At 36.2% G+C, this 18,490-nt stretch carries 20 protein-coding genes; 13 read left to right on the top strand and 7 right to left on the bottom strand.

Annotated elements, in window-relative coordinates; genetic code table 11:
• From Q0K80_RS05165 to Q0K80_RS05135, 7 genes are all read left to right on the top strand, one after another.
• A partial coding sequence (locus tag Q0K80_RS05165) for an ABC transporter permease (RefSeq protein WP_294603898.1) occupies window positions 1-515 on the top strand: 515 nt, incomplete at its 5' end.
• A 299-nt stretch (window positions 516-814) separates the two neighbouring features.
• Window positions 815-1,507 (top strand): deoxyribose-phosphate aldolase, encoded by a 693-nt coding sequence (gene deoC / locus Q0K80_RS05160; protein ID WP_294603897.1) that lies wholly within the window; start codon window positions 815-817, stop codon window positions 1,505-1,507.
• A gap of 104 nt (window positions 1,508-1,611) precedes the next feature.
• Window positions 1,612-2,352 carry a GntR family transcriptional regulator gene (locus Q0K80_RS05155; protein ID WP_294603895.1) on the top strand — a complete coding sequence of 247 codons (741 nt, stop codon included), beginning with the start codon at window positions 1,612-1,614 and terminating at the stop codon, window positions 2,350-2,352.
• A 10-nt stretch (window positions 2,353-2,362) separates the two neighbouring features.
• Complete coding sequence (locus Q0K80_RS05150) at window positions 2,363-2,776, top strand: PTS sugar transporter subunit IIA (RefSeq protein WP_294603893.1); 414 nt, start codon at window positions 2,363-2,365, stop codon at window positions 2,774-2,776.
• A 20-nt stretch (window positions 2,777-2,796) separates the two neighbouring features.
• Window positions 2,797-3,303 (top strand): PTS sugar transporter subunit IIB, encoded by a 507-nt coding sequence (locus Q0K80_RS05145; RefSeq protein WP_294603891.1) that lies wholly within the window; start codon window positions 2,797-2,799, stop codon window positions 3,301-3,303.
• A gap of 2 nt (window positions 3,304-3,305) precedes the next feature.
• Window positions 3,306-4,151 carry a PTS sugar transporter subunit IIC gene (locus Q0K80_RS05140; RefSeq protein WP_294603889.1) on the top strand — a complete coding sequence of 282 codons (846 nt, stop codon included), beginning with the start codon at window positions 3,306-3,308 and terminating at the stop codon, window positions 4,149-4,151.
• A 12-nt stretch (window positions 4,152-4,163) separates the two neighbouring features.
• On the top strand, window positions 4,164-5,021 hold the full coding sequence (locus tag Q0K80_RS05135; RefSeq protein ID WP_294603887.1) for a PTS system mannose/fructose/sorbose family transporter subunit IID: 858 nt from the start codon (window positions 4,164-4,166) through the stop codon (window positions 5,019-5,021).
• A 443-nt stretch (window positions 5,022-5,464) separates the two neighbouring features.
• Here Q0K80_RS05135 and Q0K80_RS05130 read toward each other — a convergent pair whose 3' ends face one another.
• Genes Q0K80_RS05130 through Q0K80_RS05120 form a run of 3 tightly spaced genes read right to left on the bottom strand, consistent with a single transcriptional unit; the run spans window position 5,465 to window position 8,010 of the window.
• A complete protein-coding gene (locus tag Q0K80_RS05130) occupies window positions 5,465-6,082 on the bottom strand; it encodes a TetR/AcrR family transcriptional regulator (RefSeq protein ID WP_294603885.1) in 618 nt (205 codons plus the stop codon).
• Between the two features lie 30 nt (window positions 6,083-6,112).
• Window positions 6,113-7,282 carry an ABC transporter permease gene (locus Q0K80_RS05125; protein ID WP_294603883.1) on the bottom strand — a complete coding sequence of 390 codons (1,170 nt, stop codon included), beginning with the start codon at window positions 7,280-7,282 and terminating at the stop codon, window positions 6,113-6,115.
• A 5-nt stretch (window positions 7,283-7,287) separates the two neighbouring features.
• The gene (locus tag Q0K80_RS05120) at window positions 7,288-8,010 is read right to left on the bottom strand and encodes an ABC transporter ATP-binding protein (protein ID WP_294603881.1); all 723 of its coding nucleotides are present in this window, start codon (window positions 8,008-8,010) and stop codon (window positions 7,288-7,290) included.
• Between the two features lie 381 nt (window positions 8,011-8,391).
• Between Q0K80_RS05120 and Q0K80_RS05115 the strand changes: the two genes are divergently transcribed.
• The 4 genes from Q0K80_RS05115 to Q0K80_RS05100 all read left to right on the top strand — a co-directional run bounded on the left by Q0K80_RS05115 (window position 8,392) and on the right by Q0K80_RS05100 (window position 11,912).
• Window positions 8,392-9,285 (top strand): EamA family transporter, encoded by an 894-nt coding sequence (locus Q0K80_RS05115; RefSeq protein WP_294603879.1) that lies wholly within the window; start codon window positions 8,392-8,394, stop codon window positions 9,283-9,285.
• Between the two features lie 133 nt (window positions 9,286-9,418).
• Window positions 9,419-10,363: an ATP-binding cassette domain-containing protein gene (locus Q0K80_RS05110; protein ID WP_294603877.1), complete on the top strand. Its 945-nt coding sequence runs from the start codon at window positions 9,419-9,421 to the stop codon at window positions 10,361-10,363.
• Window positions 10,363-11,133: an ABC-2 family transporter protein gene (locus Q0K80_RS05105; RefSeq protein ID WP_294603875.1), complete on the top strand. Its 771-nt coding sequence runs from the start codon at window positions 10,363-10,365 to the stop codon at window positions 11,131-11,133. The genes Q0K80_RS05110 and Q0K80_RS05105 overlap by 1 nt, the downstream gene beginning before the upstream one ends.
• On the top strand, window positions 11,133-11,912 hold the full coding sequence (locus tag Q0K80_RS05100; protein WP_365935160.1) for an ABC-2 family transporter protein: 780 nt from the start codon (window positions 11,133-11,135) through the stop codon (window positions 11,910-11,912). Before Q0K80_RS05105 ends, Q0K80_RS05100 begins: the two co-directional genes overlap by 1 nt.
• Window positions 11,913-11,961: 49 nt before the next feature.
• On the opposite strand, the gene Q0K80_RS05095 is transcribed toward Q0K80_RS05100, so the two are convergent.
• Both Q0K80_RS05095 and Q0K80_RS05090 read right to left on the bottom strand, forming a co-directional pair.
• Window positions 11,962-12,654, bottom strand: coding sequence for a carboxymuconolactone decarboxylase family protein (locus Q0K80_RS05095; RefSeq protein WP_294603871.1), 693 nt, complete (start codon window positions 12,652-12,654; stop codon window positions 11,962-11,964).
• A gap of 24 nt (window positions 12,655-12,678) precedes the next feature.
• Entirely contained in the window at window positions 12,679-13,551 is an 873-nt protein-coding gene (locus tag Q0K80_RS05090) for a LysR family transcriptional regulator (protein WP_294603869.1), read from the bottom strand.
• A gap of 316 nt (window positions 13,552-13,867) precedes the next feature.
• Here Q0K80_RS05090 and Q0K80_RS05085 point away from each other — a divergent pair, with 316 nt between their 5' ends.
• On the top strand, window positions 13,868-14,221 hold the full coding sequence (locus tag Q0K80_RS05085) for a MerR family transcriptional regulator (RefSeq protein ID WP_294603868.1): 354 nt from the start codon (window positions 13,868-13,870) through the stop codon (window positions 14,219-14,221).
• A gap of 13 nt (window positions 14,222-14,234) precedes the next feature.
• Here Q0K80_RS05085 and Q0K80_RS05080 read toward each other — a convergent pair whose 3' ends face one another.
• Together Q0K80_RS05080 and Q0K80_RS05075 are read right to left on the bottom strand one after the other, a co-directional pair.
• A complete protein-coding gene (locus tag Q0K80_RS05080) occupies window positions 14,235-15,104 on the bottom strand; it encodes an alpha/beta hydrolase (RefSeq protein WP_294603866.1) in 870 nt (289 codons plus the stop codon).
• Between the two features lie 37 nt (window positions 15,105-15,141).
• The gene (locus Q0K80_RS05075) at window positions 15,142-16,887 is read right to left on the bottom strand and encodes a 1-deoxy-D-xylulose-5-phosphate synthase (RefSeq protein WP_294603865.1); all 1,746 of its coding nucleotides are present in this window, start codon (window positions 16,885-16,887) and stop codon (window positions 15,142-15,144) included.
• Between the two features lie 698 nt (window positions 16,888-17,585).
• Here Q0K80_RS05075 and Q0K80_RS05070 point away from each other — a divergent pair.
• The gene (locus Q0K80_RS05070; RefSeq protein WP_294603863.1) at window positions 17,586-18,449 is read left to right on the top strand and encodes an NAD(P)-dependent oxidoreductase; all 864 of its coding nucleotides are present in this window, start codon (window positions 17,586-17,588) and stop codon (window positions 18,447-18,449) included.
• The last annotated feature ends 41 nt before the right edge of the window (window positions 18,450-18,490 follow it).

Below are 18,490 nucleotides of genomic sequence, written 5' to 3'. Positions count from 1 at the left end.
TTGGCGGCTGGGCAACTTACCGTTGGGCATTGCATGCAAAAATTACGGCTTCTTTCATGCATAACAACCAGGTAGTAATAAATAAAATTTTGGGCAATTTGTTAAATGTCAATCTCATTTTTCTGATTCTTGGTGTAATTATTTACACGATATTAGCAGCCTTTTCGGGAGCTTTAGTAGCCAAGCCTGAAGATTCTTCAAAAGCTGCTCAAGGTACTACAATGCTTTCCCTGCTTGCATTTTTCCTGTCATTTGCGCTTATTACTAACCCAGAACAAATTCTGCCGCAAGTATTATCCTACGTGCCATTCTTTTCCTCATTCATGATGCCAATTCGTATAATTAATGGCCATGTTGGTAATATGGAAGTTATTTTGTCGCTGGTAATTTTAATAGTAAGTATTGTTGGTTTAACAGTATACATTAGTAAAATCTATCAAGGCGTAATTTTACAAACAGAAGATACCAGTTTTTGGAAGAGACTAAAGCGAGGGCTGGCATATAGCAAAGCGTAATAATATAAAAATAGCTATCACACTGATAGCTATTTTTATTTACTCTTTTTGAAATAGTCATATTTAATAGGGTTTGGCATTGAGTAATTTAAAAGCAGTTTAAATTAATTAAACAAAAAAATACTAAGTAATTATGTGAAAAGTATTGGTAATAAAAGATCTTAGATGGGAGGTTGTAGTACTAAAAAATATTAATTTAATTTTTTCTTGACATAGACGTATATAAATGTTTATATATAACTGTAAGCGATTACAGTTATTGCTTAAAATAATCTGATCAATATGAAAGGTGGTTTATTATGTTAAATTTGTCGGATAAAGAATTGGCGTCTAAGATTCAACATACTAATGTTAATCCGGAATTAACACCGGATGATATAAGAGGTTTGTGTGAAGATTGCAAGCATTTTGGTTTTAATGGTGTAATGATTCAGCCACAATGGGTCACTCTTGCCAAGGAAGAACTAAAAGGAACCAACATTCAAGTTGCCACATGTATGAGTTTTCCAATGGGAGCACAAAAGACAGAAGTTAAAGTTTTTGAGGCTCAAAGATGCTTTGCGGATGGTGCGGATCAACTTGACTGGATGCCTAATGTCGGCTTTTTAAAAGCTGGTATGTATGATGAATACCAAAATGAAATTGCTGCAGTAGTTAAGGCGGCAAATGGCAAGGTTGTTAAAATTATGCTCGAATTTGGTATGCTGACACGCCCAGAAAAGATTAAGGCAGCTGAACTTGCCAGGGATGCTGGTGCTACTTATCTAAAAAACTCTAGTGGTTGGGGTAAAGGTGGTCACGCAACCATTGATGACATCCAATTATTAAAGAGAATTGCGCAAGATAAATGTGAAGTAAAAGCTTCCGGTGGTATTAGGTCCAGACAGCAGGCTTTATCTTTGCTTGAAGCAGGAGCATCATTACTGGGTACGAGCGCAGGTCCCCAAATTATCACTGGGATAAAGAAAAATAATGATTCTATAGCTGATTAATTTTATTTAGCTATATTGCTTTTAGGGCGAATAGTATAATACTTTATAATAAAAACAAAGATTATACTATAAATAAATAACTTTTAAAGAAGGAATGAATCCCTATGAGTAATATATCAATAGATAATAATTCTCCAGTATCCATTTATCAGCAAATTGCGAACCAAATAAAGACAGACATTAATAAAAAAATATTAACACCGGGCGACAAAATCCCGTCTGAAAAATGGTTTGTTGACAATCTGGGAGTAGCGCGAGGGACTGTTAGAAAAGCAATCTCTTTGCTAGTCAAAGAAGGTACTTTAGAAAAAGTCCAAGGTAAAGGAACGTTTGTGACGAAGCCACAAATTTCTTATCCTTTTGCGCAAGAATTAGTCTCGTATGCTGAAACTATGAAAGCAAAAAATATTAATTTTTCCACGCAAGTAATAGAAAAGAAAATTGTCAAACCTACGAAGGAGATCCAGAAAAAGTTAAAAATAGATAAAGAACAGGAAGTATTATATTTGGTGCGTCTCAGAAGTGTTGAAGACACACCGGCTATACTTACTTTTAATTGGATTTCTCTGGATAAATGCCCGAAAATAGCAAAAGTAGATTTTAATAATGTTGCTTTATTTGCTGCAATAGAAAAAGATGCCGGAATAAAAATTAAATATGGTATTAGGAATTTTTCAGCACGTAATCTAAACAAAAAACAGGCAAAAATAATGGAATTGGCACCAAATGATGCTGCTTTAGAATTAAATCAAGTTACTTTTGCAGCGGATGATGAGCCGATAGAATGCTCCGACGCTTTGCTTAGAACTGATCAATATAAAGTCACTTCTATTTTATATAGGTAAGGTACAAATAATGAAGATCTTAATTACAACACACGGGAATTTGGCAAAAGGCATTTATAGCAGTTATCAAATGCTTGCAGGTTCAACCAATCAGATTAAATATTTAGGATTAAGTCCTGATGATACTGGTCAATTTAAAAAAGAACTTGCCCACATCATAGATCAAGAAACAGACGATTTATTAATCCTTTGCGATATTAAGGGTGGTTCGCCATATAACGAGTGCTTTGCAAAATATCTTCAAAATCCGCAAAAGATTAGAGTTGTAGCGGGTCTCAATTTACCTATGCTTTTGGAAGTCGGCCTGTCACTAACTAGCAAGCCGAGTTTAGATGAAATCACAGATTTAGCTGAAAAATTCGGTAAGGAAGGAGTTTGTGTAGCTAAAGAAACGGCGGACACAAATCAAGATATTGAATTTTAGCTAGAGGAAGGTGTTTCTCTATGGCAATAACATTAGCTAGAGTGGATGACCGTGTGATACATGGTCAAACCACGACAAGATGGTCGAAGGAAAGACCCATAGATGGTTTCTTAGTAGTGGGTGATAAGATTATTCACGATAAACTCAGAACAAAAGTTTTAAAAGCAGCAGCTGGAAACCTAAAAGTAGGTATATTTAGCGATGATAAAGGTCCAGAAATAATTAAAAAGGGGGTACAGTCAAACAAAAACTTTTTCTTAATATCAAATTCACCTCAAACTTTCGCTAAACTTTTGCAAAACGGAGCTGACTGGGGTAATGAACTGAATGTAGGACCAATGAATACGCGTGAAGGGGCAATAGTCGTTGAAAGAACTTTAGCCCTTGATGATAAAGATTATGAAGCATTTGACTATATGTATAACCATGGCATAAATATTTCTTTCCAACTGATTCCAGATGAAAAGAAAAAAACGTGGCCTGAGGTTAAAAAACACTATGATGAGTTGAAAGCCAAGGAGGAATAAAAATGAATATGGCTCTTTTTTGGCAAGCTGCTTTAGTTGGTATTCTTGGGTACTTGGGAGCAGTTGATAGTATCGTTATGGGTGGCGTCGCCTACGGATTCTATATTTTAGGCAGACCCTTAATTGCAGGCTTCATGTGTGGTTTGATTTTTGAAGATGTTAAAGCAGGTGTACTTTGCGGGTTAGCCGTACAAGCGGTCTTCATTGCGACAATGCATACTGGCGGAACTTCAAGTACGGAAATCACTTATGCTTCTTATGGCGGCATTGGATTAGCAATGGCTACAACTAAAGATCCTGCAATTGCAGTTACTCTCGCTATTTTTATTGGTCAAACGTTTGGTCTGATTTTTTATAACTTAAGAATGGCAGGCTTTTCCTATTTTAATCATAGAGCCGATCGTGACATTGACCGTTTTAATAAACATGCTCTTATTATGGACCAAGTTGTTTGGCCGCAAATTATTACTTTCTTAGTACGTGCAGTGCCAATATGGGCAGCGATTTACTTTGGTAGGGGAGCAGTTGAAGCTTTACTCAAAGTAATTCCGACGCAAATAACCAGCATTATCACGGTGCTGGGTGGCTTATTGCCTGCTCTTGGTATTGCAATGTTAATGAATATGCTGATTAAAAATAAGCTACAATTAATCTACTTTCTATTTGGTTTTGCAATGATTGCTTTTGCCAAAATGAGTACTATTGGCTTAGTATTTATTGCCGTTTTAATTGCTTATATTGTCTACCAGATATCTGGTAGAAAAGGCAGCAATAATAGTAGTAATTTATCTGGCACAGCAAAAGCTATTCAAACCGAAGATGAATACGAAGATACAGATTTATTCTAAGGAGGCAAAATAATGGCTAATCAAGATGATAAACAAAAGCCAGTAGCTCAAGAAGCTAAACCGGAGCGCTTAACTAAAAAAGAATTACGGTCAATTTTTTTAAGATATATGTTCCTACCTGAATCTGCAATGAGCTATGAAAAGATGCACGGCGCTGCATGGGCAGTTTCATATATGCCTTTAGGTAATAAATATTATAAAAATAATGATCAAGCCTATCAGCGGCTGCTTAAGCGGCATTCGCCTTTTTACAATACGGAGCCACAGACCGGACAGCTGGTTAATGGTATTGTAGCCTCACTAGAAGAACAAATTGGTATGGGCAACACTAACGTCAGCGAAGAGATGCCCGTCGATGTTAAGGCTTCATTGATGGGACCCTTAGCTGGTATTGGTGACTCACTGATGCAGGGTATTCTAATCCCCACGCTCTTATCAATTGCCATGGGTCTATCTAAAGATGGCAGTCCCTTAGGTCCGCTATTTTACATCGTAACTTATGCGGTGATTATTACTATTGTAGAAGTAGTTTGCTTTAAAGGTGGTTATAAGTTAGGTGTGTCTGCTGTAGACAAAATTGTTGGTGAAAGTGCTAAGCGTCTGACGAACATGTTTACAGTTTTAGGTACAATTGTTATCGGTGGTCTTGCCGCTTCGACAATTGCTTTAAAAACAACCGTCAAGATTCCTTTTGGTTCACAAACCAAGCCACTTGAAACAATTATTGATGGATTCTTCCCGGGACTATTACCTCTAGTTGCAGTTTTATTTACTTTTTGGCTGATTTCATCTAAAAGGATGAGCGCTAACAAAGTAATTCTAATATTGACTCTAGTAGCTACGGTGGGTGTACTAATTAAATTTTTGTAATAGCTAATTTTTGGCAAACTGATGTAATATTGAGCTTCAATGTTAAGCAAACATTGGAGCTTTTTAGTGGCATTTTTCTATTTGAGATATGCGGTGTAACTAAAAGGCGGCTTGATATAGAAAAACTGCAATTGCTCATAGAATGGCGAAAAACCAACATACTTTAACCAAGAAAATATAAATAATTAACATAACAAAATTATTTAATGCGTTAATCACATTTCATGGCGTTAACAGATAAGGATTTGATATCAGTTATTAAATTAAGGAAACTGAGCATTAAAAATCCTGTTATTGCACCAATATGTGGTCGGTAAAACCGGTGATTACAATAAACATTAAAGTAATGAGGTTAAACACCAGTTTATTTTTTGCTATTTTCTTAAAGTGTTGGGGCTCAGTACAAAAATCCTAGTCTTTTTATTGTTGGAACTAAATTGGTCTTAATTAGTTAGTCCGGCAATAATTTGTTTTTTAATCAAACTATAATCGCTAGTAGTGTCTCCTTGATAGTTAAAGAAATCCGTTTGCAAGGCAAAGGCTCCAATGGGTCCAATAATTGCTCTAATTATTGCAATTGGTGTCAAGTTCGGATCAATTTCAGAAAATTTTTGTTTCCAACTTTTGAACACATTAATAAAATCAGTTTCTTTACTGATTAAGTCTTTAAAATATTGCAGTAATTTGGGGTCAGTCAGTATTTCTTGTAAAAGTAGCTTGATAAAGTCAAAGTTGGCTTTAATAAACTTAAGTCGGTCTTTGACAATAAAAGTGACCAATGCATCCAAAGTTTGATATTGGGAAAGACTACCGATAAAGTCTTGCTGTAATTCAATAAATAATGGACTAAGCAATTTTTTTAGCAAATCATCTTTAGACTGAAAATATTTGTAAATTGTGGCTTCGCTCACGCCAGCTGCTTTTGCGATTTTAGAAGTGGTAGTAGCATGAAAGCCTTTATTTGAAAATAAATCAAGTGCTGCTAACAATACTTTCTTTTTCCCAGCTGGAATTTTTTCATTATTAAGTTCTTTTTCATATGCGGAAATAACTTGGACCAAAAATATCACCTTTTTCTGCTTTTAGCTTAATTATACTTTACGGTACCGTTTTAAGCCAACAATGTTTAATGCTACTAAGACAACGATAAATATTAATAAAGCTAACATATCGCCAGCAAATGATTCAAATCCGCGGCCATAAAGTATTACTTGATTTAATGCGTCACCAGCATAAGTTAGTGGCAGTATTTTACCCAGATAAGATACCCAGTTGGCCATTGAATCCAGGGGAATAATACCTGAGAAGAATATTTGTGGCACAGCTACAAGTGGAATAAACTGCATCATTTGAAATTCTGATTCTGCAATAGTTGATAGCAAAAAGCCAAAGGCTAAAGCGACCATTGCTACTAGAATACTAATTAAAATTACCCACATCACATTGCCTGCTACTTCAATATTTAATAACCAGATTGTGACAACAATAATGATTATTGATTGAATGACAGCAATTATGCCATAACTGATCATATAACCATAGATAATCTCACTTCTTTTAACGGGAGTGGCTAATAATCTGTCCAAAGTGCCTGTCGTTCTTTCTTTTAACAGTGCCATTCCTGAAATAAGGAAAACAAACAGGAAGATGAAGAAGGCAATTAAGATAGGCACAATTTTGTTGAAAAAGCCCGTATCACTATTACCATAATGGTACTTATTAATGATCTTAGCTTTTTTAGCCTTCTTTGGCTTAGTTTTCTTTTGTGTACCTGGTTTAGTCGGCACCTGCATACCATTTTTTTGCGCTACAATAGCTAATTGTTTAGACAATTTAACTAACTGCTTCTGACTCTGAGTTAGTGCTGTTTTCATTTTAGTAATTGACTGCCCTGTGATTGCCACTTTCAAAGCTTGTTTGGTCAGAGCAGTTTGGCTCGAATCCGTATTAGCATAATCTACATAGTATTTATTGTGGTGGTAGTAGATCACACCGTCGATTTTATTTTGTTTTAGTTTCTTTTTTGCTTGAGTTCTGTCGGTATATTTTTTTATGGAAACGTGATCCACTTTGTCTAAGTTTTTGTTTACCTGATGAGGGACATCAACCACCGCCAGCTTAGCACTGGTTGATGAATTGGAAGCAAACATTACATTCATCAACCACAAAACTAAAATAGGTGCCAGAAAAATCATTGCTAAAGTTCTTTTATCACGAAAAAGTTCTTTTAAAACTTTTTTGACAATCGCTGTTACTCTCATTATTTTTATCCTTCTTTCTGTTCTGCTTTTAAAAAGACATCTTCAATGGTTGGTACGCCATAATTCTGTTCAAGAACTTGCGGATGATCAAAAGCAATAATTTCACCATGAAGAAGCAAGGCAACGCGGTCAGTTTTTTCAGCTTCATCCATAACATGAGTGGTGATTAATACACTGCAGCCTTGACTGCGTAAATTATTTAATTCATGCCATATTTTTCTACGTAAAGCGGGATCAATTCCGACAGTGGGCTCATCTAGAACAAGTAATTTAGGATAAGAAAGTAGGGCAATTGCTAGCGACAGGCGGCGCATCATGCCGCCGGAATACTCTTTAACATATTTATCTAATGCATCTGTTAAATCAACCACTTCAGAGACATATTCAATTTGTTCAGCTATATCTTTTTTAGCAACACCCTTCATTTCACAAAAAAATTCCAGGTTTTCTGCTCCTGTTAGTGAAGTATATAGGGCGTCTGATTGTGCCATGTAGCCAATTTCACCTAAAATTTTTCTATTCGGCATCTGCTTTCCTAAAACTAAGGCAGATCCCGAGTCCGCCTTTTCCATTCCTAAAGCAGTTTTAATTGTGGTAGTTTTTCCTGCACCAGAGGGACCAATTAGACCGATGATTTCGCCTTTTTTAAGTGTTAGATCGACATTGTTTAAAATGGTTTGTTTACCATATTTTTTAACTAAGTTATGAATTTCAATAAAATTGTTCATTTTTCCTCCTAAGGTGAGTAATCACTCACAAATAATCATTATAGTAAGTAGTTACTCATTTGTAAAGAACAATGAGTTAGAAAAATGAATTTTGGTCAACGCACTCAATTTTTTAAATAATTAAGACTCACAGTCACTTTTTTGAATTTTTAACTTGGTGTATAATAAAATAATCTTTAAGTTAAATACTGTATTTTTATGATTAGTCTTTAGTAAATATCATTTGAATACACATAAACTTTGTATGTCCAATGGCTGGATTTTAGTAACTGAACAATGTCTAGTTACTGGTAATAACTATTTCTCTGACTTTTTAATTGTGGCTGCAAAGACCAAAATATTAGTAATAGTTTTAGACTATGTTTGTTATATGGAGGAACCATGATTATCAGTAATATTTGGTTGATTATTTTTGCCACTATTTCTTCATTTTCCAGGGGAATAATATCAGTTATTGACCGTTACCAAATGGGGTATCGGAAACAAAGTTCAATCGATGTGAACTTTTTAAATAATATTTGTAGTTCGGTTTTAGTTACTTTCTTTCTAATTTATGTCCTGCACAGTTTTCCTAGTCCCAGAATAACCAACAACTATATTATTAAAGTCCTTTTATATGCTTTTCTGGCTCAAGTAGTTGCCTACGGCTACAGCTATGTGTTCAAAAAAGTTTCAATCATGCAGTCTGTGCTATTGAGTAAAGTGACCGATCTTTTCATTCCTTGGGCCATTTTGCTGACTATGGGTTACTTTAGCAAATCCTCATATCTGGTTTCGATTATTTCCACGGTGATCGTAGTTATTTATATTGTTTTTGAACAGCGCCATAATAATTTAAATTTGAAAAACCTGTTGACGACTTTTGCCGTAATTGCGCCCTTGTTGATTATTCAAGCAGCACTTTCACCGTTATTAACTAAAGGCTTAATCAAACCGATTGATCTGGTTTTTTTTACTATTATGACAATTTATGTGCGCTGTTTAATTACCTTAATTACTTTTATTTATAAAAACAAAACTTTCAAAATCAGCGCTGAAAATCTCAAAGGCAAGGTTTATCTAATTTATGGTTCCCGGGCGGTTCTAACGCTTTTAGCGCAAGTAACTTATACTTTGGCAACGTCTTCACCCAACTCAAGCATTGCCTGGATCTTTTTAAACATGACCTCTTTATACAGTGTCATCTTTGGCGATATTTTCCTTAAAGAAAAGATGAAGTTTGCAGATATCTTGGTAATTGTGGCCATTTTTATCTTGGCTTTATTTTCAAAGTAGCTGCAAGAGTTTGGAAAAATAAAAATTAAGTGCTATAATGGCGCTATGATTTGGAAACGCCGGTTCAAGGTAAGTGCTGGTTTTTATTTGGGGATGAAACCTGCACTCTGAATTAAGTATTGGGGAATAACTAATGATTATTAAAACCAAGAACCTGGCGAAACGGTATCGTAAGGTGAAAGCAGCTAAGCTGTTTCACAAAGAATATCGCACTTTTTATGCACTAAAAAACGTTTCTCTAGAAATTCATCAAGGAGATTATGTTGGCTTGGTGGGGCTAAACGGTTCCGGCAAGTCGACTTTGATCAAAATGATTTTAGGTATTTTGCAGCCTGATGGCGGTATTATCAAGACTTTTGACAAAGATCCGCTTAATAACAGACAAAAGAATGCAGCCAAAATAGGGGTTGTGTTTGGTCAAAGAAGTCAGTTGCGCTGGGATTTGCCCGCAATGGACACTTTTAAACTCAACCGTGAAATATATCAAGTACCTGAAAGAGTTTTTATCAAACGGGTAACCAAGCTAGCGCAAATGCTGCAGGCTACTGAATTTTTAGAGCAGCCTGTGCGGACACTTAGTTTAGGTCAACGGATGAAGGCTGAATTTATTGCAGCTCTTATTCACGATCCTGAACTGCTTATTTTAGATGAACCTACAATCGGTCTTGACGTTCTTACTAAAAATAATATTACGCAATTTTTACAACAATTAACTGATAAAACGATCATTTTCACTTCACATGATCTCGATGAAGTAGCCAAAGTATGCTCGCGCATTTTAATCTTGAATAAAGGTAAGTTGGTATTAGATCAAAGTATTCAAGAACTCGCGGAACTAGATGTACCTGCATCCATCACTTTTACTAGTGCAGATAAATTAAGCGCTGATTTAATAAAGCAGTGGCCTAACATGGTGCAGCTTGAAAACGGCTCATATCAGATTGCCAAGATTAAGCAGGCAAATCTCAAAGAAGTGTTAAGCACAATTACTGCTCGCATCCCAGTTGCCAATATTGAAGTTAAGAGTAATAAATTGGAATATTTATTAGCGCACCTCACGCGACAGGAGGTGCAATAATGAAATATAGACTAATGCTCATTAAAGTAGGTATAAAGAAAGGCTTGGCTTCAAAATATGCCTTAATTTTCTGGCTCTTTTCTACTTTAATCTCGCTTACCGTGCAGTATTTTTTGTGGCAAGCTGTTCTAACAGGCAAGCCGACCAGTGAATTTCAACAAACTATTAGTTATCTTATATTAATGCAGCTTTTAACCGTGCTTTTTCCTAAAACCAGTTACGAAGTGAACGATAAAATTCGTTCTGGTAATATTGCACTTGATTTGTTAAAGCCAGTAGCAATTGCGACACAACTATTGTGGGAAAGCATCGGCTATTCAATTGTCAAATTTGCCTTGATTGGCACAGTAGATTTATTAATTTGCCTGTGGTTGCTGAATTTTAAAATTGCACTCAGCACAATTTTAATGGTCTTAGTGACAGGAATTTTAGCTTATCTATTATATTTTGAGCTGGAACTACTCCTGGGGACATTTTCTTTTTACACTTATAGTATTTGGGGCATCTCCACCTTTAAAGAGGCAATATTACTTGTTTTAGCCGGCAACATGTTTCCTGCCAATTTTTATCCTGCCGTAATTAAAAGGGTGGCATCTTTTCTGCCATTTCAGTATTCTTTTGGTGCAGTGGGAATGTTGGCGCAAAAACCATCATGGGCGCTATTTGTTCAAGTGGTTCTGATCCAGCTTTTCTACATTATCCTGTTCAACGTGCTCTTTAAAATCTTGTTTAAGCGCTCCGTTGTTTCAACTGTGATTCAAGGAGGTTAATAATGAGATATTTAAAATTATTGGCCACTTATTTAAAAATCAATTTAAAAGCGATTGCTATTTATGACCTCGACTTTTATTTTGCACTAGCAGGTATGATTATTCAAAATGTGCTTAATATTGTGGCTTTGAGATTTATTTTCAATATAGTGCCCCGCATTAAGGGCTATAGTTTTGCACAATTGCTTTTAACTTACGCTTTAGCAACTTTAGCTTTTGCCATTTTTCGCTGCTTTTTTATCAATGCACTCAATATTTCTGATTATATTCATGACGGGCGCTTAGATACAATCTTAATTAAACCCGTCAATCCTTTATTTCAACTTGTTAATGAACGTGTGGATGAGGACGCATGGGGTGACTTAATTGTTGCGCTTTTGCTGTTGATAATTGTGGATATGCAGTTACATAATCCGTGGTATATCACCGCCATGTTTATTTTTATCTCACTTTTTACTTCTCTCATCTTCTTAGGACTAGCTGTATTAGGTAATATCGTTGCACTACTTTCTAATGGTTTAGCCAACTTGGTAGAAACAACGTTTGACTTTTTTGATATGAGTAAATATCCGTTAGCGATCTATTCGTCGACTTTAAGGCTAATTATGACCTTTATCTTCCCAATCGGTTGGGTTGCTTCAATTCCACAAGAAAAAATTGCAGTCGAACATGAGTGGATATGGCTGTTGCTAATTCCTGCCGCATGTGTATTCTTTTTTATCCTAATTTATCAGTTGTGGCGGGTATTTTTACAAAAATACCAAAGTACTGGCAGTTGACACTAAAAAAGCTCTGTAGCTTATGGCTACAGGGCTTTTTAAATTTCAGTTACTCTTTTGCCTTTATTTGTTCTGCTGCTTGATGAATAACTTGTACACTGTTAATCACAAAAGGGAAACCAATATAGGGCAGTAATTGAATTGTTGACCAAATCAGTTCACTTTCACTGTTGCCGGCTTTTAAACTGCCGTGAGCATGTGCTTTAATTTGAAAGTCTACGTTCATGGTAATTAATGCCAGTAACTCATAACGTTCTCTGTCACGAATATCTAATTCTTGGCGCTTGTAAAAATCATTGAAAAAATGCTCCGTCAAAGCCTGCGGAATGAAAATACCGGCATCATCGGGTAAATCTTGTAGTAATGATTTTATTTCAGACCCATAAAGGTTTTCCTGCACTTTTTCACCATAATTTAGGTCTGATTCAATTTGCGGCGAGCTTAATACTATCTTTCGTTGGTCGAAAACGGTTTGCACTTGCTCTAAGGCTTGTTCAACTTTTAGTGTTCCGATCACAGGAGCTAATTGGAATAACATTTCTAATAAAACTTCTGGTTTTATTTTAGCATCCAAAATTTTTGTAACTTGGTCGGGAATAACAGTTGTTACTCCTTGCACCGTGCTGGCAATTAATGGTATTAGCACGCTGTCTTTTTGCAAATGCTTTTTACAATTATGTTCTACATCTGCTGCATAATTTTCTATCAAGTCTTGAAATTGACTTTTAATATTATTAGTCATCAAAAAACCTCTTTTTTGCGTAGTTTAAATTGATTTCTGTAATAGTTTTAAAAACAGTTCAGCAACTGGTGATAAGTTAACTTCACGTTTCCAAACCACCCTGATAGTTTGGTGCAGCGCTGGCTGTAATTTTCTAAATGTAATGCCTGAGCCTTTAGAGGTATCAGCTAATTTATCTAGAGTGAGCATTAATGCTGCATGATTTTTAACCATCAACGTACCATTGAAGTTCAGGTTAAAGCTGCCAATGAAATTGACGGAGTCATAATAATTTCCCAGCCAGTTTTGAAAAAGGTGCATTTTTTCTGCTTGCTGTGAATTTAGTAAAGAGCGCCCTTGTAAGTCTGCCGGTCTGATCACTGCTTTTTGCGCTAAGGGATCATTAGCAGGCATTAAAACTCCCCAAGTATCTCTTTCGGGTAAAGTCAAAGAAGCGTAATTAGCTAAAGGAACATCCCCGATAATAACTGCAAAGTCGACCGTTCCGTTATCTAACTTGTGCTCAGCATAGCAGTAATCTCCACTTAATAAGTGAATTTTAACAGTAGGATGCTCTTTAATAATTACGCTGACCACATTCATAATCCGTTGCATCCCTATGCTTTCACCTGCAGCTATAGTTAAATCACCACTGATAAAAGAGTCTTTTGCCAGATTTCTTTTTGTTTTAGTAGTTAAATCTAAAATTTCTTGCGCCTGTTCAAGTAAATAATGACCCGCAGGCGTAAGGGATAAATGGCGGGACTTACGGTTAAATAATTTAACGCCGAGTTCAGCTTCCAGATCGGCAATTTGTCTTGACAACGCTGGCTGAGAAATGAGTAACTTTCTGGCAGCACGGGTCATATTGCCTTCTTGGGCCACGGCTACAAAGTAATTTAAAACTCTTAGTTCCATGTTAGCTTCCTTTTTGACTAATGCTTTTAGTATAACGGAAAGTCTTTATGCAAGCAGGTTATACTACATCATGTTTAATAAGTATTTTACATAAAAAAGTGTTGTAATAGAATTTTAATTACTAAGTAAAATAAGATAATTTTTTACTCATAAAAAAATTCAATATAGAAAAAGCGCCTATAACTGTTAATTATAGGCTACTTTTCAATCAGTATTAGGTAAAACAAGCTAGAAAGACAGCTGAATGTAACTTAATATATTTTAGCTAATACTTAAACTTAGATCTAAGTTTAAGTAGCCAGAAAGAAGAATAGTGATGAAAATCTCAGAAGTAGCTGAAAGAGTAGATTTGACTCCTGTAACTCTTAGATATTATGAAAAAATGGGTCTGATACCTGAAGTCAAAAAAGAGCATGGGGTCAGGAACTACGAAGAAAAAGATCTTACTTGGATTAGTTTTATTAAATGCATGCGTCAGGTGAAAATTCCCGTGAAAGACTTGCTGGAGTATACAGAATTATTGCAACAGGGGAGTGATACCAAGAAGCCCAGACGGCAAATTTTAGTTAAAGAATTACATAGGCTAGAAAAGCAAGACCAAAATATTCAAGTTACTATTGCTCGGTTAAAAAACAAAATAAGTTTATACGATCAAGGTAAGATACAGTAAATCCAGTTGTAATTTACCATAAAAAGTTAACTAGCAAGCGATCAACTTGTCTGTTTTCATGTAATTTACTGTGCTGAGCGCGAGGACCCCGTATTTCTTTTTCCTGATATGAGTGGGCGCGTTTGCTGACTAAATAACGGTAAGAACGGGCAGAGTTAACGGTGACGTCGCCATCGCTGCCGTTTCCCGTATCACCGTAAATATTTAAAACTGCGGCATTTCTGGGGAATTTTTTTCTTAAACTTAAAAGTACGCGATACCCCGCACTCATTTGCCAGGGTTTGTCAGCGCGGCTTAAGACAGTTTTATTTGGTGCTCCTTGTTCTCCAATATAACCATTATAATGACCGGCGATTGAAACTTGTTTATTTAGATGAGGCATATGTGCATTAGCGGCATTGTTACGCAAGTAATAGGCAATTTGTAAATTACCCATTGAATGTCCTACTAAATTAATCCGGTTAAAACGGTACCTTTTTTGCAGTGCAGTGATTACATCTTTAATATAATTGCTGCTTTTGTTCATAGCAGTGATTTGATTATTTATTCCGGTAAAAATGCTCTTATTATTTTGGAGATTGACTTCAACTATTGGGTTCTTGGCCCGGTTTTTAATTGTTCCTAGTAAAGTGACTTTACCGTTAGGGTCAACATCAGCACGTATGACAGAATTAGTAGCATGCTGCTTTTGGGCATAAGTCACCATACTTTCTTCGGCGTGGTAACTGCTGCCCCAGCCGTGAACAAAAAGTGTTGGCGTATCGATGCGAATGCGAGTGCCATTTTTCTGTTGGTAATTATTATTTTTGAAAAAATAAACGCCTAATAGCAACATGACTATTATTAATGTACTAAAAAGGATAGTTTTATGTTTTCTGGTCATTATTAGTCAGTCCTTGGTGAAGCCTGATTCTTGCCGTTTATAAGTTCTGTTGCACATCCGCCACAATTTGGTCAGTAGTTAGATGATTTTGGCGGTAAATTTCTGCAACTGGAGTTTGATCGGTATAAACCCGTTTTTGGCCGTAATTGAGTACTTTAACTTTTTCTTTACCCAGATAAGAAGCTACTTTTTGGCCAAAGCCGCCATCTAACGAATTATCCTCAAGCGTAGCAATTACTCGATGATTGGCTGCTAATTCATCTAGTGCTTGTTTGTTCAAAATATTGGCAGAAAGTGGATTAACTAGGGTAGCTCCTAACTTATTTGCTACGTCTTTTCCTAATTGGTAAAAGTCACCTAGTGCCAAAATAGCTACATCTTTACCTGAAGTAACCTGATACTTAATTTCTGAGTAGTCAGTTGCTACAGTTTGTTCGTCTGAATCTGGCACATTGGCCGGCATTTTAATAGCAACTGGATGTTTTCTTTGGTTAATTGCCCACTTGATCATTGCTTTTTCTTCTTCTAGCGTAGTAGGAGCCAGATAAATCCAGTTAGGTAGGTTAGAAATCATTACTTGGTCAAAGATTCCCAAATGAGTTTTTGATTGGTTAGAAATTCGTCCGCCCGCTACTAACATTACAACTGGCAAGTCATTGGCAGCTGTATCATGAGAAAGCTGGTCAAAAGCACGCTGTAAGAAGGTAGAATTTTCCATTAGAACTGGAATGCCACCTTCTTTAGCAAACCCTGTGGCAAAAGCAACAGATTCTTGTTCAGCAATGCCCACGTCAGTGTAATTATTGGGATATTCTTTTTTGAATTCTTCCAGGTCAAAAACGCCAGGGATGGCTGCATCGATAGCCATGACATTTTTTCCTGCTTTAATTTCATCTTTAATCACATCAAGTGCCACTGAGTTAGGAGTAGGTTTCTGACTTTCTGCGGCAAGTGGCTGATCATTTTGTAAATTAAACGGTGATACCCAGTGATGAGCTTCTTCATCAAGAACAGCTGGTTCATAACCTTTGCCCTTAAGCGTATTAATGTGTAATAAAATTGGGTGGTCAACGTCTTTGACTGCTTTAAAAGCGGCAATCATATCAGTCAGGTTATTACCGTCTGCAACATAGCGGTAATCAAAACCCATAGCTGTAAACGGATTTTCGGCAGCCTGGCCATTTGAATCGCGTAATTTTTTCAGAGCAGTCACTAAGCCACCAACATTTTCATCAATTGACCATTGATTATCATTAACTACAACTACCAAGTTGTGCTTTTCAATTGCGGCATTGTTTAAACCTTCAAAGGCCAGTCCGCCAGTCATGGAACCATCACCAATTAAAGCCATGATATTTTCATGCTTACCCATTAAGTCCCGGGCTTTAGCCATACCGGTTGCTAAAGCAATAGATGTTGAAGTATGACCGATTGAATAGTAATCATAAGGACTTTCATCGGGGTTAGTATAAGGCGTGACATCCTCGTAATGGTCGGGATCAAGCCAAGCTTGTGCACGACCCGTTAACATTTTATGGGGATATGTTTGGTGCGAAACGTCCCATATAATTTTATCTTGGGGTGCATTAAAGACGTAATGATAAGCAATTGTGGCTTCCACAATCCCTAAGTCGGGACCAAGATGCCCGCCTTCAGCCGCATCTTTTTCTAAGATTAATGTTCTGATTTCCTGGGCTAATTTTTTCATTTCAGGGATACTTAATTTTTTAAGATCCTGGGGTTCGACAATTTGGTTTAATAAGAAGTCTTCGTGTTTGTTCATGTAAAAGTGCCTCCCTGCACTAATTTATTTAATGTTTATTAATTATAATTATAAAATACTTTATTGTGGTAGCGAGCTGACAATTATATAAATTGGAATGTTCAGCAGGATAAATTTTATAATTATCAAAATTATAGTACTTAATGTTAAGGTTAAGTCAAATAGTAAACTGATTTTTATATTAAAAGAGCTTGATATCATTTAAACTATAATTACTAGGTGCGTTTGAAATTGATTTAATCCCGATTTATGATTTGAAGAGCAATTTGCTAATAGGAAAATAGGTAGTTGAAAAGTTAAAGGACGTAGCAAAGACGCGCCAGCAAGAAGAATTATTAGGAATGATTTGCAATCTCTTAATGATCTGCATTGAACGGCAGGCTTATAATGAAGCACGTTATTTTGTCTAAGCTGTTAAAAACGTTAAGACGAGACCCGAACTGTTTTTAAAAAATGTATTAGCATTGTTGGAAACTATGATCAACTATCATTTTGAGCATAAGTTAGAGTACACATCTAAGTGCAAGTGGGCCATTAAAAATTTTATTTTATTAGGAATTTCGGAATATAGTGAACAGGCAGAACCATTTGTTAATGAAAACATCAAAATCTAAATGTCTAAATATCTGCTTATTAAAGATAAGTTAGTGGTATGATTAAATTGCCTAGAAAACGTTTTAATAAGGGAGATGTTGATTATGAAAATAGGTTTTATTGGAACTGGCGTAATGGGTAATGCGATTTGCCTTAACTTATTAAAAGCTGGCCACGAGCTGTGGGTCTATAACAGGACAAAGAGTAAGACTGATAATCTAGTTGCTAAAGGTGCTACTTGGTGTGACAATCCTAAAGCTGTAGTTGAACAAACTGATACAATTTTTACGATTGTTGGTTTTCCAACTGATGTTGAGCAAGTTTATTTTGGTGATAACGGTATTTTACAGGCCGAAGTTAAGGGTAAAAATTTGGTAGACATGACAACTTCCAAGCCTGCTTTAGCGCAAAAGATTTTCGCCGCGGGTGAAAAGCAAGGAGCAAAAGTCCTCGATGCTCCCGTTTCAGGCGGTGACCTGGGCGCAAAGAACGGTACACTGACAATTATGGTTGGTGGTGATGAGTCCGCATACCAAAACTTGGAACCTGTTTTTAAGGATTTCGGAAAGCAAGTTCATTATTTTGGACCAGCTGGCGCGGGTCAGAATACTAAAATGGCTAACCAGATCATGATTGCAGGCACGATGACCGGTATGACGGAAATGCTAGTCTATGCTAAAAAAGCAGGGCTTGACCTTGAAGCCGTCCTTAAAACTGTTGGTGCCGGGAGCGCTGCTAATTGGAGTTTAAGCAATTACGGTCCGCGTGTCTTAAAGGGTGATTATACTCCAGGCTTTTTCAGTAAACATTTTTTGAAAGACCTGCGTATTGCTTTAGAGACTGCGAAAGAAATGAAAATTGACTTGCCGGCTACTGCAGAAGCTAAGAAGTTATATGAGATACTAGTTGATGAAAAGCACTTGGGCGATTTGGGCACACAAGGTTTAATTAAACTCTGGTGGCAGTGAAATACTAATTTAAAATAAGCAAAAAGTGAAGCAGTCCTTAG

The organism is uncultured Lactobacillus sp. (assembly GCF_945290125.1).
GTDB lineage: Bacteria > Bacillota > Bacilli > Lactobacillales > Lactobacillaceae > Lactobacillus > Lactobacillus rizhaonensis.
This window is presented reverse-complemented; position numbering and strand designations above follow the sequence as displayed.